26 protein-coding genes are annotated in these 20,415 nt (G+C 64.1%); 11 read left to right on the forward strand and 15 right to left on the reverse strand.

From position 1 onward, the window contains the following. Nucleotides 1-41: 41 nt before the first annotated feature. Nucleotides 42-911 (reverse strand): Fpg/Nei family DNA glycosylase, encoded by an 870-nt coding sequence (locus ACT86A_RS10515; protein ID WP_445091841.1) that lies wholly within the window; start codon nt 909-911, stop codon nt 42-44. A 42-nt stretch (nt 912-953) separates the two neighbouring features. Continuing rightward, nucleotides 954-1,697, reverse strand: coding sequence for a precorrin-6A synthase (deacetylating) (gene cobF, locus ACT86A_RS10520; protein ID WP_445091842.1), 744 nt, complete (start codon nt 1,695-1,697; stop codon nt 954-956). A 38-nt stretch (nt 1,698-1,735) separates the two neighbouring features. Between cobF and ACT86A_RS10525 the strand changes: the two genes are divergently transcribed. The 6 genes from ACT86A_RS10525 (at nt 1,736) to ACT86A_RS10550 (ending at nt 6,240) form a co-directional block, all read left to right on the forward strand. Next, entirely contained in the window at nt 1,736-2,563 is an 828-nt protein-coding gene (locus ACT86A_RS10525) for a thymidylate synthase (RefSeq protein ID WP_445091843.1), read from the forward strand. Between the two features lie 73 nt (nt 2,564-2,636). Further along, nucleotides 2,637-3,137: a dihydrofolate reductase gene (locus tag ACT86A_RS10530; protein ID WP_445091844.1), complete on the forward strand. Its 501-nt coding sequence runs from the start codon at nt 2,637-2,639 to the stop codon at nt 3,135-3,137. Between the two features lie 240 nt (nt 3,138-3,377). Then, on the forward strand, nt 3,378-3,704 hold the full coding sequence (locus tag ACT86A_RS10535; RefSeq protein WP_195133090.1) for a cupin domain-containing protein: 327 nt from the start codon (nt 3,378-3,380) through the stop codon (nt 3,702-3,704). A 59-nt stretch (nt 3,705-3,763) separates the two neighbouring features. Beyond that, on the forward strand, nt 3,764-4,810 hold the full coding sequence (locus ACT86A_RS10540; protein WP_445091845.1) for a Dyp-type peroxidase: 1,047 nt from the start codon (nt 3,764-3,766) through the stop codon (nt 4,808-4,810). After that, nucleotides 4,807-5,607, forward strand: a complete 801-nt coding sequence (locus ACT86A_RS10545; protein WP_445091846.1) for a family 1 encapsulin nanocompartment shell protein — start codon at nt 4,807-4,809, stop codon at nt 5,605-5,607. Before ACT86A_RS10540 ends, ACT86A_RS10545 begins: the two co-directional genes overlap by 4 nt. A 102-nt stretch (nt 5,608-5,709) precedes the next feature. Beyond that, nucleotides 5,710-6,240, forward strand: coding sequence for a hypothetical protein (locus ACT86A_RS10550; protein WP_445091847.1), 531 nt, complete (start codon nt 5,710-5,712; stop codon nt 6,238-6,240). Nucleotides 6,241-6,277: 37 nt separating this feature from the next. On the opposite strand, the gene ACT86A_RS10555 is transcribed toward ACT86A_RS10550, so the two are convergent. Together ACT86A_RS10555 and ACT86A_RS10560 are read right to left on the reverse strand one after the other, a co-directional pair. After that, nucleotides 6,278-7,762, reverse strand: coding sequence for a WS/DGAT/MGAT family O-acyltransferase (locus ACT86A_RS10555; RefSeq protein ID WP_445091848.1), 1,485 nt, complete (start codon nt 7,760-7,762; stop codon nt 6,278-6,280). A gap of 683 nt (nt 7,763-8,445) precedes the next feature. Next, entirely contained in the window at nt 8,446-8,757 is a 312-nt protein-coding gene (locus ACT86A_RS10560; protein WP_445091849.1) for a MazG nucleotide pyrophosphohydrolase domain-containing protein, read from the reverse strand. A 170-nt stretch (nt 8,758-8,927) separates the two neighbouring features. On the opposite strand from ACT86A_RS10560, the gene ACT86A_RS10565 reads away from it, so the two are divergent. The 3 genes from ACT86A_RS10565 to ACT86A_RS10575 are packed head-to-tail and all read left to right on the forward strand — an operon-like array spanning nt 8,928 to nt 11,001. Next, nucleotides 8,928-9,248, forward strand: a complete 321-nt coding sequence (locus ACT86A_RS10565; RefSeq protein WP_445091850.1) for a hypothetical protein — start codon at nt 8,928-8,930, stop codon at nt 9,246-9,248. Between the two features lie 5 nt (nt 9,249-9,253). Next, nucleotides 9,254-10,696 carry a hypothetical protein gene (locus ACT86A_RS10570; protein WP_445091851.1) on the forward strand — a complete coding sequence of 481 codons (1,443 nt, stop codon included), beginning with the start codon at nt 9,254-9,256 and terminating at the stop codon, nt 10,694-10,696. After that, nucleotides 10,696-11,001, forward strand: coding sequence for a hypothetical protein (locus ACT86A_RS10575; protein ID WP_445091852.1), 306 nt, complete (start codon nt 10,696-10,698; stop codon nt 10,999-11,001). Before ACT86A_RS10570 ends, ACT86A_RS10575 begins: the two co-directional genes overlap by 1 nt. Before the next feature lie 618 nt (nt 11,002-11,619). Here ACT86A_RS10575 and ACT86A_RS10580 read toward each other — a convergent pair. The 5 genes from ACT86A_RS10580 to ACT86A_RS10600 form a co-directional block, all read right to left on the reverse strand. After that, a complete protein-coding gene (locus ACT86A_RS10580; protein ID WP_445091853.1) occupies nt 11,620-12,024 on the reverse strand; it encodes a hypothetical protein in 405 nt (134 codons plus the stop codon). 54 nt (nt 12,025-12,078) lie between these two features. After that, the gene (locus ACT86A_RS10585) at nt 12,079-12,621 is read right to left on the reverse strand and encodes a DUF3558 domain-containing protein (protein WP_445091854.1); all 543 of its coding nucleotides are present in this window, start codon (nt 12,619-12,621) and stop codon (nt 12,079-12,081) included. Nucleotides 12,622-12,809: 188 nt separating this feature from the next. Next, nucleotides 12,810-13,031, reverse strand: coding sequence for a hypothetical protein (locus ACT86A_RS10590; protein WP_445091855.1), 222 nt, complete (start codon nt 13,029-13,031; stop codon nt 12,810-12,812). Then, nucleotides 13,028-13,306, reverse strand: a complete 279-nt coding sequence (locus ACT86A_RS10595; RefSeq protein ID WP_445091856.1) for a hypothetical protein — start codon at nt 13,304-13,306, stop codon at nt 13,028-13,030. The genes ACT86A_RS10590 and ACT86A_RS10595 overlap by 4 nt, the downstream gene beginning before the upstream one ends. After that, nucleotides 13,299-13,778 carry a DNA-directed RNA polymerase subunit beta gene (locus ACT86A_RS10600; RefSeq protein WP_445091857.1) on the reverse strand — a complete coding sequence of 160 codons (480 nt, stop codon included), beginning with the start codon at nt 13,776-13,778 and terminating at the stop codon, nt 13,299-13,301. The genes ACT86A_RS10595 and ACT86A_RS10600 overlap by 8 nt, the downstream gene beginning before the upstream one ends. 275 nt (nt 13,779-14,053) lie before the next feature. Between ACT86A_RS10600 and ACT86A_RS10605 the strand changes: the two genes are divergently transcribed. Both ACT86A_RS10605 and ACT86A_RS10610 read left to right on the forward strand, forming a co-directional pair. Continuing rightward, on the forward strand, nt 14,054-14,935 hold the full coding sequence (locus ACT86A_RS10605; RefSeq protein ID WP_445091858.1) for a helix-turn-helix domain-containing protein: 882 nt from the start codon (nt 14,054-14,056) through the stop codon (nt 14,933-14,935). Then, nucleotides 14,925-15,128 carry a DUF397 domain-containing protein gene (locus tag ACT86A_RS10610; RefSeq protein WP_445091859.1) on the forward strand — a complete coding sequence of 68 codons (204 nt, stop codon included), beginning with the start codon at nt 14,925-14,927 and terminating at the stop codon, nt 15,126-15,128. Before ACT86A_RS10605 ends, ACT86A_RS10610 begins: the two co-directional genes overlap by 11 nt. Before the next feature lie 82 nt (nt 15,129-15,210). On the opposite strand, the gene ACT86A_RS10615 is transcribed toward ACT86A_RS10610, so the two are convergent. The 6 genes from ACT86A_RS10615 to ACT86A_RS10640 form a co-directional block, all read right to left on the reverse strand. After that, complete coding sequence (locus tag ACT86A_RS10615; RefSeq protein ID WP_445091860.1) at nt 15,211-15,450, reverse strand: hypothetical protein; 240 nt, start codon at nt 15,448-15,450, stop codon at nt 15,211-15,213. Nucleotides 15,451-15,547: 97 nt separating this feature from the next. Beyond that, complete coding sequence (locus ACT86A_RS10620; RefSeq protein ID WP_445091861.1) at nt 15,548-15,886, reverse strand: hypothetical protein; 339 nt, start codon at nt 15,884-15,886, stop codon at nt 15,548-15,550. Nucleotides 15,887-16,463: 577 nt separating this feature from the next. Next, complete coding sequence (locus ACT86A_RS10625; protein ID WP_445091862.1) at nt 16,464-16,562, reverse strand: DUF6374 family protein; 99 nt, start codon at nt 16,560-16,562, stop codon at nt 16,464-16,466. 1,310 nt (nt 16,563-17,872) lie between these two features. Further along, nucleotides 17,873-18,253: a helix-turn-helix domain-containing protein gene (locus ACT86A_RS10630; RefSeq protein ID WP_445091863.1), complete on the reverse strand. Its 381-nt coding sequence runs from the start codon at nt 18,251-18,253 to the stop codon at nt 17,873-17,875. A 654-nt stretch (nt 18,254-18,907) separates the two neighbouring features. Further along, nucleotides 18,908-19,507 (reverse strand): Uma2 family endonuclease, encoded by a 600-nt coding sequence (locus ACT86A_RS10635; protein ID WP_445091864.1) that lies wholly within the window; start codon nt 19,505-19,507, stop codon nt 18,908-18,910. Nucleotides 19,508-19,707: 200 nt separating this feature from the next. Continuing rightward, nucleotides 19,708-20,283 carry a Uma2 family endonuclease gene (locus tag ACT86A_RS10640; RefSeq protein WP_445091865.1) on the reverse strand — a complete coding sequence of 192 codons (576 nt, stop codon included), beginning with the start codon at nt 20,281-20,283 and terminating at the stop codon, nt 19,708-19,710. Nucleotides 20,284-20,415 lie beyond the last annotated feature (132 nt).

Consider the following 20,415-nt stretch of genomic DNA (forward strand, 5'->3'; position numbering starts at 1 on the left):
TGCCTGGCAAGGCGTTCGGGTACCGACGCTGATGTGAGTCACTACTTCAACAACCGGGACATCCGCCGGTCCGCGAGCACTTTGCCGCCGGTCTGACAGGTCGGACAGTACTGAAAGGAACGCTCCACGTAGGAGACCTCGCGGACTGCGTCGCCGCAGACGGGGCAGGGCAGCCCGGTGCGGGCGTGCACCCGCAGGCCGGAACGTTTCTCGCCCTTGAGGCGGGCGGCGTCCTGGCCGACCGACCGCCGCACCGCGTCGGTGAGCACCTCGCGCATCGCGGTGTACAACTCGGCCAGCTTGTCAGCGGGCAGGGTTTTCGTGTTCGCGAAGGGTGAGATCCGCGCGACGTGCAGGATCTCGTCGGAATAGGCGTTGCCGATTCCCGCCAGTAACGCTTGGTCGACGAGCGCGGTCTTGATCCGCTGCGAGGTGGCGTGCAGGATCTCGGCGAACTGCGCCTCGGTCACCTCCAGCGCGTCCGGGCCGAGGCGCGCTATGCCGGGCACCGCCTTGGGATCTGCCACGACATATACCGCGAGCCGCTTTTTGGTGCCCGCTTCGGTGAGGTCGAACGCGGGCGTCGCCCCTTCCGGGGTGAAGAAATGCACCCGCAGCGCGAGCGGGCTCTTACCGCCCGGCTTCGGCGGCGTCGCGCTCGGTTCGTCGATCCAGCGCAGCCACCCGCCGCGCGACAGATGCGTGATCAGCCACAGCCCGGCGCACTCCATGCCGAGGAACTTTCCCCAGCGCCCGGCCCCGGTCACGTCCCGGCCGGACAGTGCCGTCACCGGTGGCTCGAAGGTCTTCACCGCGCTCAACGCGGCCACGTCGACACGCCCGACGACCGCGCCGACCGCATGTTCGGTGAGGAACTGCGCCAACGCTTCCACTTCAGGTAGCTCGGGCACGGGTCCAGGGTACCCAGCGGCACCGCGAAAAGACGGTTCTGCTCACGCACCAGGGCGCAGCAGATAGATGTCCATGATCCACCCCTTGCGGTCGCGCAGTTCGGCGCGGCGGCGGACGATCTCCGCGCGCACCTCGGGCAGCGGGCCCTCGATCAACGTTTCGTCGGGCATGCCGAGGTAGGCACCCCACCAGATGTGCACGCCCTGCTCCGCTATCGCGGTGAACGAGCAGTCGCCGTCCAACATGACCAGCGCGTTCTCCGCGCCGAGTCCCTCCTCGCGCAGGCGGCGGCCGGTGGTGACGCGCAGGGGTTCCCCGATTCCGTGCAGCACGATGCGATGGCGGGCGGCCAGCGCCTGCGCACTGGTGATGCCGGGAATCACCGCGTAGTCGAAGCGCACCACATCGCGGGCCAGCACCCGCTCGATCATCCGCAGCGTGCTGTCGTACAACGCGGGGTCGCCCCACACCAGGATGCCGCCGACGCCGTCGACCTCGGCGAAGGCCGATTCCAGCAGGGCCGACCTCCGGTCGTGCCAGTCCTCCACGACATCCACGTAGTCGGCGGGCGTGCGCTCGCGGCGCGGGTCGGCGATCGGCACGATCCGGTACGGCCGGTCCATGTGCTCGTCCAGGATCGCGGTGCGCACGTCGAGCAGCTCCCGCTTGGCCTCGCCCTTGCCGATCACGAAGAACACGTCCACCTGCCGCATCGCCTTGACCGCCTGCAGCGTGACCTGGTCGGGATCGCCGGCGCCGATGCCGATCACGTAGAGCTTGCGCATGCGGGTGAGCTTGCCAGCAACGACTAGAGTTGCCAGGCGTGGCCCCTCACCCGCTCGATCCGGCTCCCACCCTCGACACCCAGTACGAGGACCTGTTGCGACTGGTGCTCTCGTCCGGCACGGCGAAGACGGACCGGACCGGGATCGGAACCCGCAGCGTCTTCGGCCATCAGTTGCGCTACGACCTGTCGGCCGGGTTCCCGCTGATCACCACCAAGAAGGTGCATCTGAAGTCGATCGTCTACGAGCTGCTGTGGTTCCTGCGCGGCGAGTCGAATGTCGGTTGGCTGCGCGAGCACGATGTGTCCATCTGGGACGAATGGGCCGACGCCGACGGCGAGCTCGGCCCCGTCTACGGCGTGCAGTGGCGGTCGTGGCCGACGCCCGACGGCACCCACGTCGACCAGATCTCCCAGGTGCTGCGGACCTTGCGCACCGACCCGGATTCCCGGCGGATGATCGTGTCCGCGTGGAACGTGGCCGATCTGGACAAGATGGCGCTGGCCCCGTGCCACGCGTTCTTCCAGTTCTACGTGGCGGACGGCAGGCTGTCCTGCCAGCTGTACCAGCGCAGCGCCGACCTGTTCCTCGGCGTCCCGTTCAACCTCGCCAGCTACGCCCTGCTCACCCACATGATCGCGCAGCAGACCGAGCTTGCGCCCGGTGATTTCATCTGGACCGGCGGCGACTGCCATATCTACGACAACCACGTCGACCAGGTCACCGAGCAGCTGACCCGCGACCCCTACCCGTTTCCCACGCTGCGGCTGCGTCCCGCGCCGACGCTGTTCGACTACCGCTACGAGGATGTGGAAGTAGTCGATTACCGACACCATCCGGTCATCAAGGCACCGGTGGCGGTGTGAGCTGGCGTCGGCGAATGAATGGCGACACCGCACGACGGCACACGACGAAACCGACGGTCGGCGAGGTGCGGGCATGACTCGCACCGTCGGGCTGATCTGGGCGCAGACCCTGGACGGGGTGATCGGCGTCCGCAACACCATCCCCTGGCGTATACCGGAGGACCTGGCGCACTTCAAGCAGGTCACCTGGGGCCATCCGGTGGTGATGGGCCGGCGAACCTGGGATTCGCTGCCACCCCGATTCCGTCCGCTCGACGGCCGCCGCAACATCGTGGTGACCAGGCAGCCCGACTGGTCGGCGGAAGGCGCCGAGCGCGCCGCTTCGGTGCCCGAAGCGCTGGCCCAGTGCGCGCCGGACACGGTGTGGGTCGCCGGTGGCGGCGAGATCTACCGTGCTGCGTTGGAGTTCGCGACCGAACTGTCCGTCACGGAGATCGATACGGCGATCAAGGGCGACGCCTACGCACCGGCGATCGGTCCCGAATGGAAACCCGACGAGCCGCCGCCCTGGCGCGCATCGAGCACCGGACTGAGCTTCCGCATCCGCCACTACACGCGAGCCGATTCCACCTAACGGCATCGCCTTACGAAGCCGATCCGAGGCCGACGCCCAGCCGAACCGCTGATCGGACATGAGACGGTGCTGACGAGCCGTCGACATCGCAACACACCCGCACCGGTCAAACCGGACCCGCGCCGCGGCGGTCTCGGGCATACTCCTCGATATGCGGCGGCCGGACGTTCGTCCGTCCGAGCGCCTCGAGCCGTTGCCAGCAGCCCGGCATCGGCTGTGGTGATCTGCGAAAGGCGGTCCATGGACAAGAAATCGCTGACTGCGGTCGCGCGCCAACAATTGAAGTTGGCTGCCACCGCCACGAGCGGGCGCAGTTCACAAACCATCTACGGCGGCCATACCCATGCGCTGCGACAAACGGTGGTCGGCTTGACGGCTGGCCAGAGCCTGGCCGAGCACGACAACTACGGCGAGGCCACCCTCCTGGTGCTCAGCGGCACGCTGACGCTGATCAGCGGCGCCAACGAGTGGAAGGGATCGGCGGGCGACCTGATCGTGGTGCCAAGGGCACGCCACAGCGTCAAGGCGGTGGACGACGTCGCGTTCCTGTTGACGGTAGCCAAGTAGTAGTCGCGCGGGTGCGGCAACCCGGCGGCGGCGCGGATCCCGCACTAGTGTGTTCGATCATGGGTGAGCCGCAGCCGATCCTCGAACCGCTCACACCGGCCGCCATCTTCCTGGTCGCCACGATCGACGAGGGCGGCGAGGCAGCGGTGCGCGAGCTGCTCGCCGACATCAACGGCCTGCGCCGCTCAGTGGGTTTCCGCTTGCCCGGCGCGGGCCTGAGCTGCGTCACCTCGATCGGCTCGGCCGCGTGGGACCGGCTGTTCGCGGGGCCGAAACCGGCCGAGCTGCACGAGTTCCCCGGTTTTGCCGGAGCGCGTCATACCGCGCCCGCGACCCCGGGCGACTTGCTGTTCCACCTTCGGGCCCAGGTGCAGGACGCGTGCTTCGAGCTGGCCATGGCCATCGCCGACCGGCTCGCGGGCGCGGCGACCATCGTGGACGAGACCGTCGGTTTCCGTTACTTCGAGCAGCGCGACCTGCTCGGCTTCGTGGACGGCACCGAGAACCCCGAAGGGCGCGCCGCGGCCGCCGCGGCGCTGGTAGGCGACGAGGACCCGCTGTTCGCGGACGGCAGCTACGTGACGGTGCAGAAGTACACGCACCCGCTGGCCGATTGGCGGGCGCTGTCGGTCGAGCAGCAGGAGCGCGTGATCGGCCGCACCAAGCTGGACGACTTCGAACTCTCCGACGAGGACAAGCCCGCCGATTCGCATGTCGCGGTCAACACGCTGATCGATCCGGACGGCACCGAGCGGCGGATTCTGCGCGCCAACATGCCGTTCGGCAGCGTGCGCGACGGCGAGTTCGGCACCTACTACATCGCCTACGCGGCCACCCCGAGTGTGGTCGAACGCATGCTCACCCGCATGTTCCTCGGCACCGACGAGGCCGCTTACGACCGCATCCTGGATTTCTCCGTCGCTGTCACGGGTACCTCGTTCTTCGCCCCGTCGGTCGACTTTCTCGAGGATCTGCCACCGGCCCCGCCGGAGGCGGCGGAATCCGCGATATCCCTCGGCACCGACGGCGCGAGCCCGGCATGCCCTGGTACCGCGAGCGACGGAGCACTCGGCATCGGCACGTTGAAAAGGAGCACCCGGTCATGAACAACCTCCATCGCGAACTCGCGCCGATCACCTCCGAGGCTTGGGCGGCCATCGAGGAGGAAGCGACGCGCACGTTCAAACGGCACATCGCCGGCCGCCGCGTGGTGGACCTGTCCGGCCCGCATGGCACCGACTACTCCGCGGTGGGCACCGGGCACACCACCGCGATCGATGCGCCCGACGAAGGCGTGCTCGCCCGCCAACGGGTGGTGGCGCCGCTGGTCGAACTGCGCGTCCCGTTCACCCTCTCCCGCGTGGAACTCGACAATGTCGAGCGGGGCGCCAAGGACACCGACCTCGACCCGGTGAAGGACGCCGCCAAGAAGATCGCCTTCGCCGAGGATCGCGCGATCTTCGAGGGATATCCGGCCGCGGATATCATCGGTATCCGCGCCGGTTCCGCCAACCAGGCGATCACGATCCCCAGCGACCCACGGCAGGTGCCGGAGACGATCGCGCAGGCCTTGAGCGCGCTGCGGCTGGCGGGTGTCGACGGGCCGTACTCGGTGTTGCTCAGCGCCGACCTGTATACCGCGGTGAGTGAAACCTCCGATCACGGCCATCCGATCCGCACCCACATCGAACGCCTGATCCCGGACGGCGAGATCATCTGGGCGCCCGCCATCACCGGCGCGTTCGTGCTCACCACCCGAGGTGGCGATTTCGATCTGCGGATCGGGCAGGACCTGTCCATCGGGTATCTGTCCCACGACGCCACGACGGTTCAGCTGTACTTCCAGCAGAGCCTGACGTTCCTGGTATACACCGCAGAAGCCGCGGTCGCGCTGACGGTGTAGGGCGACGCCGCCAAGTCGGTCACATTTGGGAATTCTCCAGGTGTGTGCCGCAGTTCCGGCCGGTAGCGTGTGCCGAAAATGCGCTAGAGGCGGGTAGACGAGATGACAGCGGTGCGGGCAGGTGTGGTCCCGGCGCGGCGCGCGGCGCTCTACAGCGTGCTCGGCATCCTGGCGACCGTGGCGATCTGCGGCTGCTTCGTTGTGGTGTTCGGCGTGAACCGGGTGTTCACCGGACTGCTCGTGGGTGCCGCAGTCGGCGTCGTCGTGCCGGCCGCGTTGTTCACCAGGGACGTGGTGGTACTCACCGACGATGCCATCTACCGGCGCACGCCGTGGACGGTCGCCAGCATCCCCTGGAATCGCGTGGTGGCCGGTCGCTTCCTCCTGGACGAACGCGCCCGCTGGTCGCTGGCGCTGGACCTTTCCGGCGGCGACGAACCGCATGGCGAGCTGGTCCTGCTCTCCATGCCACCGGTGGATCGCCCGGTCGCGGGAGCCTACGACCTGCGCAAACGCGAGCAGGTCACCGAAATCCGAACCATCTTGCGGCGCCAGGGGATTCCGGTGACCGTGCTCCCGCAGATCGCGGACGCGCTGCAGGAGCACTGGCAGATCGCGTCGCCGAGTCACTGAGAACGTCGGCGACCGGTCACGCCGGACGCCGCCGCCCCTACTCCAGTTCGCGCAGCGCGTCGGTGAGGTATTCGGCGATATCCCCGACATCGGGAACGCTGTCGGCGCAGGCGAGAATCCCGAAATCGATGTGGCCGTCATAGGACATGACGGTGATGTTGAGACCGCCGGTGAGCTCGGTGAGCAAGGAGATCGGGAAGCTGCCGGTGACCCGAGCGCCCGCCGCATACAACGGGATCTGCGGGCCCGGCACGTTGGAGATGATGAGGTTGGCCAGGGGCAGCGCCGGCGCCGCTACCCGCACTGCAGCACGGGTGGCGGCGCCGTGCAGGAGCTGAGGTATGACGGCGGTGGCTTGATGCAGCGCGGTCGACGGGCCGGCCCGGAAACGCTCCTTCACTTCCGTGAGCTCCTCGTGCACGAGCTTCATCCGATGCTGCGCCTCCGGTTCGTTGATGGGCAGCTCACAGAGCATGATGGAGAACTGGTTGCCTGCCGTGCCGATCTGCTCCGGGGTGCGTACCGACACGGGAACCGCTGCCAGCAAAGGCTTTTCGGGATTCACATCGTGTTCGATGAGCCACCGTCGCAGCGCCGAGGTGCACAGCGCGACGACGACGTCGTTGACGGTGCTGCCGAAGGCGTTCTTCACCGCCTTGACCTCGTCGAGCGGGAGCGACACGAAAGCGAAGGATCGGCGCGCAGTGTTCGGAGCGTTGAACGGTACGTCCGGGTTCGCCTTGCGGATGCCGGCCCATGCCTCCCGCAGCGCGCCGCCCAGCCGTAGCGGCGCGGTCAGGCGGTCCGCCTGACGGGTGATCGTGTGCGCGAGACCGCGGCCCAGCATTTCGACCTTCGCCGGCGACCGGTCCAGGCGCACACCCGCGGCGGGTACGGGCACTTCCGGCGACTCGGCGACCACGTCCATGATCACCGCCATGATCTCCGCCGCCGAGACACCGTCGACCACCGCGTGATGCACCTTGGTGTAGATGGCCTGGCGACCGTCCGAGAGTCCCGAGATCAGATGGCATTCCCACAGGGGCCTGCGGCGATTGAGCGGCTGGGCGTGCAGACGCGCTACCAAGTCGGTGAGTTGCTCGTCGGAGGAGCCCTCGGGCAGACGCACGTCCCGGACGTGGTAGCCCAGGTCGACCTGCGCGCAATCGTCCCAGTAAGGCAGATCCAGCCCGAGCGGGACGGTCCGCAGTCGCCAGCGCAGCGGCGCGACGGTGTGCAGCCGGCCGGCGATCAGCTGGCGCAGAGCGGCGACGGTCACCGGGTTGCCGGAGCCCAACTGCGGATCCAGTGTCGTCAGGGCGCCGACGTGCAGCGGCGTCATCGACGATTCGAGGTTCAGCAGCTGTGCGTCCAGCGAGCTGAGCTGCCGGGGCGGTCCGGATTCACCTGATATCGGGAGCATCCGGGGTGCGGCATGCTGGTTGGGTTCAGCGGTGAGACGATCACCCGGCGTCGCAGTTTCGATGCGCAGATGGTGCGACGCAGCAATTTCGATGGTCATGGGCGCTCCGTGTCTGGTGAATTTCCATGCCGCAGGACAGCGCGATGAGTCGCGCGCTCAGGAGGGATCGGCCGATGACAACGGTGTCGGAACCGAAGACTTGACAACTAGCTTAGGTTCAGCACAACCGACGCGCTCGGCCAACGCGCAAATTTCTAGGTTAAATCTGCGCAAACAATTGTTACGGCCGCGCCGACGAGCGCCTGAATACTGTTGTGCCGCAGGACAATTGCCATTTGCTACAACAGGTTCCAGCCGAGTCTCGAAGACAACGATTCGGCGTGTCCACCGCGCCAACATATTTGCCACAGCGATCGCGCTACACCGCGTCCCACTCCATAACCTGACGATCGGCGCCTGGTCCGGACAGGCCGCGATCAGACTCACCGACGGCAGCTACGTCGAGCTTGCCGAACAGTTGAATATGCCGCTGATCACCACAAACGAGCGTCTGGCGCGAGCGTGTGACACGCGCGGGAGATATCCGGCCCGGCGTTCCCTGAGAAAACAAGCCGGTGGGTACCTGCCGGGTTGGCGCCCGCTGAGTACGCCCTGTCCATCTGGCCCTCCGGGCCGGATGCCCCATATGGGAGCTCAATGCCGACCCACCGCTCGCCCTTGGTGTGCGGCGAGTTCGGCTGCGGCTGTCCCCGGGCCGCTGGTGGACCGAAGCTAGCGGCCGATTATTCCGGCGGGCTCCCTACCAGCCACTTGTCGGCCACCGCCCGCTCCAGGTCAATTCCGTGGTGATGAGCCAGCAAGAGCGTCTGACACAACACATCGGCCAGTTCGTCGCGAAAGTCGCCCTCGACCTGTTCCCGCGTTCGGCCTTTGTCGCGCGCCTGGCCAGTTCTCATCAGGAACGCCTGTGTCAGCTCGCCGATTTCTTCCTGCAGTTTCAACAGAAACCAGGTCGCATCACGCGTGATGTCGAACTTGTCCGCGTACGCCGCCGACACGGCCTCAACCCGGCCGGTCAACTCCCTCAGATACATTGAGCAAGACTAGAACTCGGCTACCCCGCCGAGTCCGCTGGGCGCAGTCCAGAAAGGGGCAGACATCAGCATTTTGGCCACCCGGGTTACAAGGCTACTGGTACGCTGTGCCGGGGTCCCGGCCTTCTGGTACGGGCGGTGCCGCACCGGTTGCAGCCTGAGGGGGAGATTTGACGTTCGAAGTGGACCCGGACGGGCTGCGAGCAGCCGCCGGAGCGTTGGCACTGCTGCCCACACAGATCGACAATGCGCCGCATTTGGGCGCCGGCCCGGTCGCAGACAAGTTGAAGGGGCTGTTGGTCGGCGCCGAACTGGCAAAGTCCGACCCCGCGAGCAAGTTGGCGAAAGACGTGCTGAAGGCTCGGTTCAACGAGTTTTCGGCGTTACTGGCATTGTCGGCGGAAACCTTCCAGGGCACCGATCTCGATGCCGCGCAGCGCATCGCCGCAGTCGCCGACCTGAACTCCGGCGACCCACACGGAGGGAGGTAACGGCGATGCCCACTCCCCGGGAAGTGCTCGCCCTCGACGTGTCCGGAATGAACGGTGTCGCCGAACATGCCACGCACATCGCCGAAGCAATCATCAAAGCATCAAACTCGATGCACACCACAATCAACGGCGATCTGACTTGGCAGGGTGAAGCACGTCGGACCGCCGGAGACAAATCCGACCGCGAACAGGCCCAGATGCGGGCTATCGCAGTCGCTTACGATGATCTCAGTGCGGCTTGCGCCGGCGCGGCGCGTGATCTGGAATACCCCATTGCGGAGATCAAAACGATCTTCCAATATTATGTCGCAACCCCAGTGGCAGTCGCAGATGACTGGAGCATTTCCGGAGTCGACGACTGGAACTCTGAAGCGGGCGTTCAGCTTTCGCGACTGACGGGATTGATCAGCGCGCTGGCAGCGGCCGATGCCAAGTGGGGAGCCGAGATCGCGGCCGCAAACCAGGAACTCGACAAGATGGCGCCGGCCGAAGCGCTGACAGCAGCCAGCACTGAGATCCAGCAGGACAAAGCCAAGGACATCCGCGCCGATCCGGACCGCATCCGCACCTCAGCGGCAGCCTTTCAGCAGACCTTCGGCCGACCACCGACGAGCGCCGCCGACTGGGCAACTGCCGAGGTGCTCAACCCGAAGAGCTACGACCCTAAATATCAGGGCGTCGCGCCCGAAATCCGTGTGGTGCGCATCAATCCAGTATCCGACCAGGGTGTAGTGCGGGTGGGTCAGTACATCGAACAGCGCGACGTCACCAATCCGAAAGTCGACCCACTCCGACCCGACCGCCTGGCGGAACGAGAGCGCGGCGATAATCGTACCGCGGATGCGAATTTTGATCCTGAGCACAACCGTGTCACCACTTATGTCGATTACGAAAATGGCATTGTGGTGATGCGTCAGAATCCGTCCGTAGTTCAGAATAGTGACGGCACTCCGGGGCGCGTTGAGGTCGCAGCACCCGACGGCAGAGTGTGGCAAAATCCGGACGGATCGGTACGTGTCCAGTACGACGCCGCTAATCCGTTCGCTCCCGATATCGCAAAAGACCATTCGACTTTGGGCAGCCATACCGTCACCGTAAATGGGGACTTGGTATTTACACCCGGCGCTAACGGTATCGAGGTAAATGGCACTCGGACGGACTATCCGTCATTGGAGGCATATCAGGACCGGCCCGGATCGCCCACCCGAACAGTTGTCATCGACCCCGCGGCGGTCGGAAATTCCTTCGGGCCGGGGATGAACCTGCCGTTCCACCATGATGTGGGTTCCCGAGGCGGAGATATATTTCAACAGTTCAATGAGACGGATAGCTGGAATTTAGAACACGACGTGCGGGTTCCGGGCGGGCCGAAGCCATCCACACCTTTCGGTCCGGTCAGCAGCCCGCCAACCGTTGCGCACAATCCGGTTCCCAAAGGGACGATCTGATGTCTGTCAGCGGCGAGCGGAGATGCGACTGGCGGGCCGCGACCTTGGCCCTGTCGCTATGGCCGATCGTGCAGATGATGATCTTCGCCCCGATTCAGCAGGCTACCGATCCGGACTACGGCAAGGTGCCGACAGTGCCATCGCTGGTTGCGGCGACAGTCGGGCTCATGGTAGCGACAGTGATCTCTCGACGACGCACGCCGGTTACCCTTGGAGCGGCTCGAGGAATTCTCTCGGCGTCGATTCTGCTGCTCGCGGTTCCGCTCGCCTTCTGGATTCTGCGTTTAATCAACAGGGTAGGGTGATTCGATTTGACCGGCAATCGCCCTGAACCGCAAAAATCGGCCTGGTTCGGACCGGCCTCGTTCTGGGCAGCGTGCGTCGGAACTTTTCTCAACTTCGAGGTAGTTCTATTTCTCTTATTTACTGGATTTTGGGCCTTCTATCTATTTGTCCTACCGGTATATGTTCTGGTGTTGATCGTCTTGCTGCTCATCCGCGGCCGATCGCGTCACGCCGGGGTGGGGTTGGTTCTTTCGTTGGTCGGAGTTGTGCTGGCATACCTAGTGGTCAGCGCGGTGGGCGCGGGGTTATTGAGAGGTTGATCGCTGATCGCGCAGCGTTTCCGGCGGGTCCTGCGCTGAATTCTATTGAGCGGCGGGTTCCGCCAGCACGCCGGGATGTGTGCGCAGCAGTCGCCTGATCCGATTCAGTTTGCGATTCATCCACTCCCCGTCGGGAAGTTTCCATTCGGGACTGCCGTTGTCTTGATCCAAGCAAGAGCGTCCATTCTGCCGAACTTGCCGCGAGAGAACAGCGCCGCCGCGCCGGTCGTGGCGATCGTCTGGAACGGCTGGGATCACAAAATCGGCGCTACTGCCATCACTTGAATGGGCGGATTGCGATATTCGTCGGGTTGACCTTCAGCGCACCTCCCCAGTCAAGGTGTTCATCCGACTGCCCACCGCCTCGTCGGTGGACTGGAGTTTGCCGATCGCGGCGGCGTAGGTGTCGTGCATCAGTTGCACGACCTCGATGTGCTGTTGGATGCGGGCGACGGCGGAGTCGTTGGGGTCGTGTGTGTCGCCGCCGTCGGCTTTCCGTTCGAACTTGGCTTGGATCGTCCTTGCCGAAGGAAGATCGCCATATCCTGATAGATAGGCCAGTTCTCGTGCCCTTTTCTGCATGTCGGCCAGTTCAGAGAGAAGCGTTTCACAGCGCCTACGCAAAGCCTCCCCAATGCCATCTTCCATGCGGAACTCGCCGTCCACAGCTTGCTGTTTGAGTTGCTGCCAGCGCCGCATCTCGCCCTGCATATCGTTTGCCATTGCGCTCTCCCCCTCACATGGGTCTGAGGACGTGGTACCCGAGTGCCGTGTCGGTCACCTCGGTAGATGGGGTTCGAGATCCTTGGCGTGTTTTACAGCCAAATCACATCGGTCCTCGGTTATTGGTTTGATGGCGCTCCATGACGCGCTGATCACGAACATGCCCTGTTCAGCTGGGATCGCCACTCGACACACCTCGCCCCGGGTGTCGTTTTTGTCCTGATGAATCAAACCCGTGCGCTTGCCGACCACAACATCGCGGAAGCCGGTTTCCTTGTTATTGGTTCGGATTTCAGCGACGGTGTGGCTCGAGGAAGCGACGATCACCGAGTACGGAAGCCGAACCGAATCCCATGAGCAGATACGCCATGAAGATGGGCCTGACGGAGGGTCGGTGATGACGTCCTTTGTGGCAGGGTCTACTTCGGTTGCGTGCAACACATCAGCGCTGAGCTGGGTGCAGGGGTTGAAGATCTGGCGATCGTCAGCGGATGTGGAGGTCTTGGCGGCGGTTCCATCCGTGGTTGTTCCGCAACCGGTGACGAGTGTCAGCGCGGCGGCACCGAGCGCAGCGTGTAGGAGGTTGGCTGTGCGCATGGTTCTCCTGGCTTCGGCGCGGATTTTCCCCGTCACCACTATAGGACGCCGTCTTTGGCGGCTCGGTTCCCTCCGATTCGGGTGGATCGGTCAGGCTGTGCCCACGAACGGAAGGGCTCGAGGGAGAGTTCGCGGGCCGTGTGGCGCCGGGCGGAGGCAGCATGGCTCCTGGCGGCGTGGGCGCATGCTCATGCTTGGAGGAACAGGCGCTCGCACGGGAGGCGCGGCATACCCGTTGGGTCGCCGGAGAGGATGCTGACCGCGTCGGCGTGGTGGCGAACCTGGTGGTCGTGGATGAACGCGAGTGCGGCGGTGCGGCAGGCGGCGTAGTCGAATCGTGCGCCGTGGAGGAAGACGCTCAGGTGCACGTCGGGTTCTTCGGGGCGGGGGGATGTGGTGGGGTTGGTCATTGTTTGCCGCTCCAGCGTGCCGGTACGGTGTCGATGATCTGGAGCGCCCGATCGGCGAGGTCCGGGCGGTCGTCGACGACCCGGACGCCGGTCCATGGGCAGGGGCCGCCGTCGATCCGCTCGTGTTCGGAGAGTGCACCGTCTGCGAGCGGCACCCAGGTCGCGCAGTTGCGGGATGGGCAGGCGACTTCGGTCAGTTCGTTGGTGTGTGGGTCGAATTTGCCGAATCCGCAGTGCGACCATCGAATCCAGGGTCCGTGTTCGGCGTCAGGCATATGTCGTCGTCCGGCGCGGTTCTGGTCCGGCGCAGGCTCTGATGGCGGCGACGACGGCCCATCCGGAGGGGCGGTAGATGCATCGCGGGAGTTCCACCCAGCGTCGGAACTGCGCGCATCGATCGGCAGGTGAGGGTAGAGCGATGGTGCCGCCCTCGCGTACGACGGATACGTTGAGGCGGAACAACTCCGCGAAGAGGGTTACCTCGTCGGGCAGGTCGGGGCGGATGAGGTAGGTCCATCGACCGGATCTGGGGTGGGAGAGAATCGCTCCGAGTGCGGTTTCCGTGCGTTCCATTTCGGTCTTCACGGCTTGGCCGAGGTGCGCGGGCATGATCAGCGCCCACACGCAGGTCGCGGGGATGACGATACGTCCCAGGTGTGGTGGGTCGACCACGGCAGGGAGGTCGCAGACCCGACGGTAGAAGTGGCAACGGGTAGTCGGTGTGTCACCGAAAGGTATGTGGTCCATGGGCTGCCCCTGATCGCGTCTGATGGTTGAATTCGCGTCCAGCCGTCCGGAATCGGCCGTACCTCCAGCCGAAAGTCGAACCGGGAGGCGGGTCCTGACTGAACGCAGCGCTCAGCAGACAAGCGGCATTCTTGTGGGGCGAGCGATTCTGGGAAATCCAAAGAAACATGGCCAAAACTCCAGCGGGCAGCCCATGATGTGTCGCACACTTACCCGAGCACGGCCAACGCGGTATCCAGGAACTATTCCGTCCGAACCCATTTGGAGCGCCGGCAATGCCCGAAATCGAGTCCACCGTTCCCAGACGACAGCTCGGTCGCTACCTGCGCGAACTACGGCTGCAGTCCGGCATGACGATCGCCGAGTCGGCAGAGCTGATCGAGCGAGGCTCGAGCACGCTGCAACGGCTGGAGAAGGGGACGGCCGACCGTATCCGGGTCCTCGACGTCGAAGCGCTGTGCCGCATCTACGGATCTGACGAGACCACATCCGCCGCTCTGATCGGCCTGGCGAAACAGGCCAAGGTCAAGTCGTGGTGGCACGAGTTCGGTGATCTGATCCCGGAGAACTTCGACGTCTACATGGGACTCGAGGCGGCGGCGCGGAAGTTCACTTCGTATCACGTGGAGTTGGTCCCGGGGTTGCTCCAGACCAGCAACTACACACGCGCCCTGGTCCAAGTCGGTGTTCCTGATGAATCCGCTGCCGACCACGAGCGGCGCGTTCAGATGAGGGTGCAACGGCAAGTGCTGATCACACGCCGGACACGTCCCGCAATCGTTGACGTTGTCCTGCACGAGTCGGTCCTGCGTCGCGTCATCGGCAACTCGAGGGTGATGGCGGTGCAACTACGCCACTTGGCCGATCTCAGCACGAAACCGAACATCACCATTCGGATACTTCCGTTCTCGGCGGGGGTTCCGAGCGGCAAGCTCACAGGGCAGTTCATTGTTCTCGACTTCGGCAGTGACTCGAAGACCGCCGAGCCGCGGGTGGTGTACGCGCCGAGCTTCATCGGGGACATGTACCTGGAAAAAGAGAATGACGTGCGTCGGTACGATCAAGCCTATGACGCCATCCAGCAAGCTGCGCTGGACGCTGTGAGCAGCAGAAACCTGCTTCGCCAGGTAGCAAGGGAGTTTGAAGGTGAACGTTGACCTATCCGGGGCGCAGTGGTTCAAAAGCAGCCGCAGCGATGCCACCAAGGAGTGCGTGGAGGTTGCGTTCCTGAACGACGATCATGTCGGAGTCCGCGACTCCAAGAACCCCACCGGCCCGGCACTCGTGTTCGCTCCCGGTGCGTGGGACACCTTCACCGCGGCCGTTATCGCCGGCGGCTTCAACCGCTGACGCGCGCTGGCATCCAGGTCAGCGAATCGTAGCGGGCACGTTTCATCCCTTTCCGGGTAGCGGTATGCCGCACCACGAGAAATTACCGACGGCTGGAGCCGCTCTCGATCAGTTCTCGCAGGAAGCAGAAGGGGCACACGGGGTCGAAAGGAGCTGTCGTCTCGGTTCGGGTGGCCGGTGCGGGCTCCGGCGACGTCGCGTCCGGGGCCGCCACCGCGATCACCGGACGCCAACCGAGCGTCAGCGAGATAGCAACGGCAGCAATGATCTTCGGCATGACATGGCCCATGAAATCCTCCAGGGTGATGCGATGATGACTCACGCTATCAAATTCCACACCGCTGAAGGGCTCGCCCTAGTTTCAGCCGCACTCGCATCGACCGAACAGCGACGCCGCAGTAGCTGACTCCCAACCAGAGTCACGCGCAACCGGAGTTGACCTTGTACAGGTAGATCTTGCCGGTGTAGTCGTGAACGAACAACAGCCAGGGGGTATCCCCGCAGCCGCGCGCCGATCGGTCGACGGCGAACGGCAGTGGCCATCGGCGATCCGACGGCTGGGGACCGCCGTATCGCTCGACCAAGCGCTGATACAGCTCACTGCCCTCAGGCGCGGAATCCATGCGACTGTAGACGAGATCATCGATGTTCGGGGGCGGCGTCAGCATCCAGGTCATGGAATTGTAGGTGGTCTGGGCGTAAAACCAGTTCACCCCGAGTATTGCGAGAACAACCACCACAAGCGCGACTACTGTCACGGCCCGCTTCCAAGCTGGCGAAGTTCTGGGATGCCGGGCAGGACTTGCCGACAAACACCTGGGCAAGCAGGATGTTAAGCGCTTTGTCGGGGATGCAGTCATATCATCCACTCCACCAAGGATTTTCATGCGTACACGTGTTCCGTCCATTCTCACGACGGCCGTTGCGGCCGTGATCGCAGCCAGCCCGGCCGCGTCGGCGTTCCCATTTGACAGTGGCTCCGCAACTCCGTCCGGGCCCTCCGCGCCAGCCGGGCCAACGGTCACAATCGGCAATTACTGCGGATCCACCAATTCCCCATCGGTGAGAGTCGCGCGAACAGACGACGACCGCATCGCCTACTGCGTTCAGGTATCACACACCGACGCCTTTGTCTGGTCCCTGACACCGGACCCGCTGCCCGTTGACCCGCACTCCCGCGTGAGGCCTGGAGCGCCGTGCCTCGACGAAGGCGCACGATGGACCGATCCCGATGGGCGACCGATCGTGTGCGAGAAGACCCGGAATGGCCGCAAGGCCGGCGACCTGAGGTGGATGTTCGCGGTCTGATGCCCTAGTGCCGCCATTTGCGCCTGGTCAGACCATAAGTTCGCCGATCTTCCCGGCAGCGATCTCCAGTTGTTCGGGCGCAAGGGACTTGCCGAACGCGACGGCATCCTGAAGTTGCCGTTTCACCTGGTCGACCACAAAGTGCGAAGTCTCGGCGCTGCAGTTCCGGCACTCTCCAGACGACACTCCGAATCGGACAGACATTCGATATGCCTAGGCCCGCCCTAAGCCCACCCACTGAACGAGCCTGACATTCTACCAAAACCCACCGACACACTTCCCCGGCAAAATTGACTTATCCCGCGACTTAGGTGAGACTGACAGTCGCCAGCAGGCGTAGGGGTTGAAGATCGAGTGTCGCAACTTTGGATCCAACCCGAAAGGCCGGTCGCATTCGTTGCGACCGGCCTTTTCTATGCGCATCCCACCGGAATAAATAGCTAACGACTAGCTAAATTACTGTGATTTGCGGCACACGTTAGCGCGACGCGGAATCGGTCGGCCTGGGACTTCTATGCATGGAATTACATCAATGCGACTCGCTACATGTCGTGTTGTATGAATCTGTCAGCCACTAGGTGTAGTGTCGTCCCCGCGACGCTCGATTACTTAAGTCCGCTACGACGTTTGGGAGAAAACGAACCTGTTGTGCCAGAAATTTGCTACGCATGCGCACGGACGCGGCGTTCACTGATCCTGGTCTAGATGCTCGCGGCCGAGCCGCACTCCATACATTTCGGAATGCCGCAGTAGGCCTTCACCCTTCCGTCACTACGGAGGGTTACTGCGCCAGCATCTTGATCCAGGCCCGCGCTCCGCCCGTCGAGGCGGAACCATTCACTTCCGCATTGCCGGCAGATCAATGAATCATTTTTCACAGCCGACACTTGTCGTCGGCTGTCCAGAGAAATCACGGAGTTAGCCATGGCTAAACGCCACTATCCGCTCGGCCCGGGCGGTACCTGGAAGAACGGTCAACGTGTCCCCGAAACGGGATGGTACGTCGATCAGCACGGCGTCCTTTCCCGTCACGAGGAACACGACACCTTCCCGCCTTGCGTCGGCAAGGGAGGCGGTGCCGCCTATAGGCGGTTGATCAGGTCCGCGCGAGAAGCCTCTTAGCGACTCGCACGCTCCTGGAGGGTCATGGGGTCCGAATCCGGGCCCTCCAGGAGCCCTATACTGCCACGTAGTTTCATGAAACGCCGCAAATCTAGGCAAACTGTGATTTTTCGTACCGCGCAGTACTGATGACAGTGCGTGGACACAATCACGTCAGTGCATAGTTCATGGAGCTGGTCCTGCGCGCTTCACCTCGCGTTCCGCTGCGTGACTAAGCACGTCGCCGAGACGGTTATCGTCGCCGTCTCGGCTACCTCGCGACTGCCCCGACTCTGTCAGTCGGTCAACGACGATGCTCTCGATCTCGGCGTTGACTACTCGTCGCCGCCATCTGGATAGACCGGGACGATGCGAGGTTGCCGCCGACGGGCTTCGCCGACAATGCGAGCCCAGAGGCCAGGGAACTGCTGCTTGGGTGAGCTGCCCCGCCAGACGCGGACGGGGTGGGGGTCCCCGCCAGCGGGAGACACTTCCGCGATGAGCGCGGACACCTGTGCGTCGAATCGGTCGTACAGCTTCTGGATCTCGTCCCATATGCCGGTGGGGATGGCGTCGCGGCCGTTCTCCCACCGCTGATATGAGGATTCGCGTATGCGCAGCACGGTCGCCATCTCGCCGCGCTCCAGACCGAGGTAGTGTCGCGCGATCAGCATCTCCGCGCCCCGGCCGTACTCGTACTCACGATCGTCTGACATGTAGTCCCCTCTGCGCCCCAAACAGTCGCACTGACGGGTTCCATCGTGTCATAGTCCGCCGATCGAATGGCCCCCAATTTCATACTGCTGATTTCCCTTTGGCTGCGGGACTTGCGATGTCGAGGAGGGTCCCCGAGCGACTACGAGTTACGCTCCGCACTCCATTCGGGGTTGAGATCGGGATGGCCAGACCAGATCGCGGAATGCCGCGCAGATCAGGACCAGCTGCCCGGATCTCCTCCGCGGCATCTTCGCTGCCGAACTCGGCCTTGAGGTCAGCGCGAAGACCAGGAATGGCACGCAGATCCTCGACGACACCACGCAGCGCCGCCACCTGCCGCAGCACGCGCGCCGGACCGTAACGCTTCAGGTGGTCGCACGAGGCTGTCGCCTATCTTGTCGTAGACCGTGGGGTTGCCCGGCGCGGCTTGCTCTGCGTCTGTCGCTCGCGCGACCGGCTCATCTCATCGAGCCGCGCCTCGATGAACTGGAAGATGTTCACGCCTTCCACTCCTGAGGGGTCCCGATGGATGTTGGCTACGAACCGTATGCGCCCGCCGCTGATTCCCCACCGAAATATGACCAAACTGCTTGTCCTACAGAGTAATTGATGCGTCCTTCATACAACACATCGCTCGTAGCAGCTACTGGTCGCTAGGGCTGCTCGAGCACGTCGAATGGGATGGTCGCCTCGACCGGGTCGTCGAGTAGCAGAACACGTCGGTGGACGGTGTGGGCGAGGTAGCGGCGGCCGGACCAGTCGAGACGGTATTCCTCGATTTCCTCGATGCGTTCTTCCTTTTGGTCCAGCCGGACGATCAGATACCGAGGAATACCCGCGGCTGCGTATTGAATTCGCTTGTCGTTGATATCGGCGTCGATGGTCGATTCGGAGGTTACCTCGACCACCAGCAGAATGTGCTCGCGCACGGTATTGACGTCGTAGGGTTCGCAGTCCCGAATCCAGATGTCGGGGTAGCGGATGTTCAACCGCCGGTCTGCCGCTGCGGATTCCGCGTCCGCGAATCGTGCGGCAACGTCGGAATCGACCACCATGCACGGCCCGCCGGCGCGTCGTGCCGCCTCCAGTATCCCGGCCAGCCGGCGGACCACACGACTGTGCACGGGGCTCTGCACCATCGGCGGGACCACACGCCCGTCTACGATCTCGATGTCGCCGAGCCCGGCAGTTGCCCCTTCGGCGAACTCCTCGGCCGTCACACGCAGTGCCTGTCGCTCGTCGGGAGGGCTCATGCCAGACATCATCGCAGTCCGAACCGGGCCGGAAGCCGGACTTAGCGATGATCACCCGACACAGCCGGTCGCAACCCCGCCGCTCGGTCGGCGCGATGGCCGTCGGCTACCGTCACTTCGCTGCTCGGTCCGCGTCGTCGCTTCGTCCGGTGACAGGACGCGGCGCCGTCATCACCGCAGAAGATTCCGCTGCGACGAGGTCAGGGCAGCAGCGTTTTCGAGTCGATCGTGAAATCGAACGGGCTACGCAGGGTGACCACGTTGCCAGCGGCTACCCTATGGATCAGCTCGTAGGGGTGGTTGGCCCCGAGTTCGTATGCAAACAGCACCGGCAAGCTCTCGCCGGGCAACTGCCCTTTGAAAGCGTTGGGCTCGAACCTCCAGTAGTTCGGAATACCGGCCTCGGCATAAATCACCGGTTTGACCATACGGTCCTGCAACGTGGTTGATCTGGACACCACTTCGACTACGAGCTGAGTCTGTTCGGCTGGAATCCCTCGCGCATCCCAGTCGATCGGGCCATTCACCACAATCAGATCGGGGATCGGCTCATCGTCGCCGGTAAGCACCCCAACACCTGCGAGCACGACCGAACCGGACAGCGCGGCCTCGGCGAGTGCACGTGCCAGGCATTGAATCAGCAACTGATGCCGAGGCTTCGGCGCGGTAGTTATGACGAGCTGACCATTCAATACCTCGTAACGCAATCCGTTTTCGGGCATGCGATCGAGGTCGGCAGCCGTCCAACCATCGGCGTGCGGGACCGGCATCGCCATGAAACCACCTCCGGCCTCGTCGAACGACGGCGGAACACCGCCACCGATTCCGTTGGAGGGTAACCGACCGAAACGAAGCCGCCGATGGCGGGCGCGGATCTGCGCCCGCCATCGACGGAACTCGTTGTTTCC

This window comes from Nocardia glycosmidis (assembly GCF_052545115.1).

Coding starts and splice junctions, on each gene's coding strand:
- ACT86A_RS10530 (WP_445091844.1), top strand. CDS start 2,637: ATGACTCGCACCGTCGGGCTGATCTGGGCGCAGACCCTGGACGGGGTG.
- ACT86A_RS10595 (WP_445091856.1), bottom strand. CDS start 13,306: ATGCCTGACGCCGAACACGGACCCTGGATTCGATGGTCGCACTGCGGA.
- ACT86A_RS10635 (WP_445091864.1), bottom strand. CDS start 19,507: ATGAGCCCTCCCGACGAGCGACAGGCACTGCGTGTGACGGCCGAGGAG.
- ACT86A_RS10570 (WP_445091851.1), top strand. CDS start 9,254: ATGCCCACTCCCCGGGAAGTGCTCGCCCTCGACGTGTCCGGAATGAAC.
- cobF (WP_445091842.1), bottom strand. CDS start 1,697: ATGCGCAAGCTCTACGTGATCGGCATCGGCGCCGGCGATCCCGACCAG.
- ACT86A_RS10585 (WP_445091854.1), bottom strand. CDS start 12,621: ATGCGCACAGCCAACCTCCTACACGCTGCGCTCGGTGCCGCCGCGCTG.
- ACT86A_RS10640 (WP_445091865.1), bottom strand. CDS start 20,283: ATGGCGATGCCGGTCCCGCACGCCGATGGTTGGACGGCTGCCGACCTC.
- ACT86A_RS10575 (WP_445091852.1), top strand. CDS start 10,696: ATGTCTGTCAGCGGCGAGCGGAGATGCGACTGGCGGGCCGCGACCTTG.
- ACT86A_RS10555 (WP_445091848.1), bottom strand. CDS start 7,762: ATGACCATCGAAATTGCTGCGTCGCACCATCTGCGCATCGAAACTGCG.
- ACT86A_RS10590 (WP_445091855.1), bottom strand. CDS start 13,031: ATGACCAACCCCACCACATCCCCCCGCCCCGAAGAACCCGACGTGCAC.
- ACT86A_RS10535 (WP_195133090.1), top strand. CDS start 3,378: ATGGACAAGAAATCGCTGACTGCGGTCGCGCGCCAACAATTGAAGTTG.
- ACT86A_RS10600 (WP_445091857.1), bottom strand. CDS start 13,778: ATGGACCACATACCTTTCGGTGACACACCGACTACCCGTTGCCACTTC.
- ACT86A_RS10560 (WP_445091849.1), bottom strand. CDS start 8,757: ATGTATCTGAGGGAGTTGACCGGCCGGGTTGAGGCCGTGTCGGCGGCG.
- ACT86A_RS10540 (WP_445091845.1), top strand. CDS start 3,764: ATGGGTGAGCCGCAGCCGATCCTCGAACCGCTCACACCGGCCGCCATC.
- ACT86A_RS10605 (WP_445091858.1), top strand. CDS start 14,054: ATGCCCGAAATCGAGTCCACCGTTCCCAGACGACAGCTCGGTCGCTAC.
- ACT86A_RS10550 (WP_445091847.1), top strand. CDS start 5,710: ATGACAGCGGTGCGGGCAGGTGTGGTCCCGGCGCGGCGCGCGGCGCTC.
- ACT86A_RS10545 (WP_445091846.1), top strand. CDS start 4,807: ATGAACAACCTCCATCGCGAACTCGCGCCGATCACCTCCGAGGCTTGG.
- ACT86A_RS10580 (WP_445091853.1), bottom strand. CDS start 12,024: ATGGCAAACGATATGCAGGGCGAGATGCGGCGCTGGCAGCAACTCAAA.
- ACT86A_RS10630 (WP_445091863.1), bottom strand. CDS start 18,253: ATGTCAGACGATCGTGAGTACGAGTACGGCCGGGGCGCGGAGATGCTG.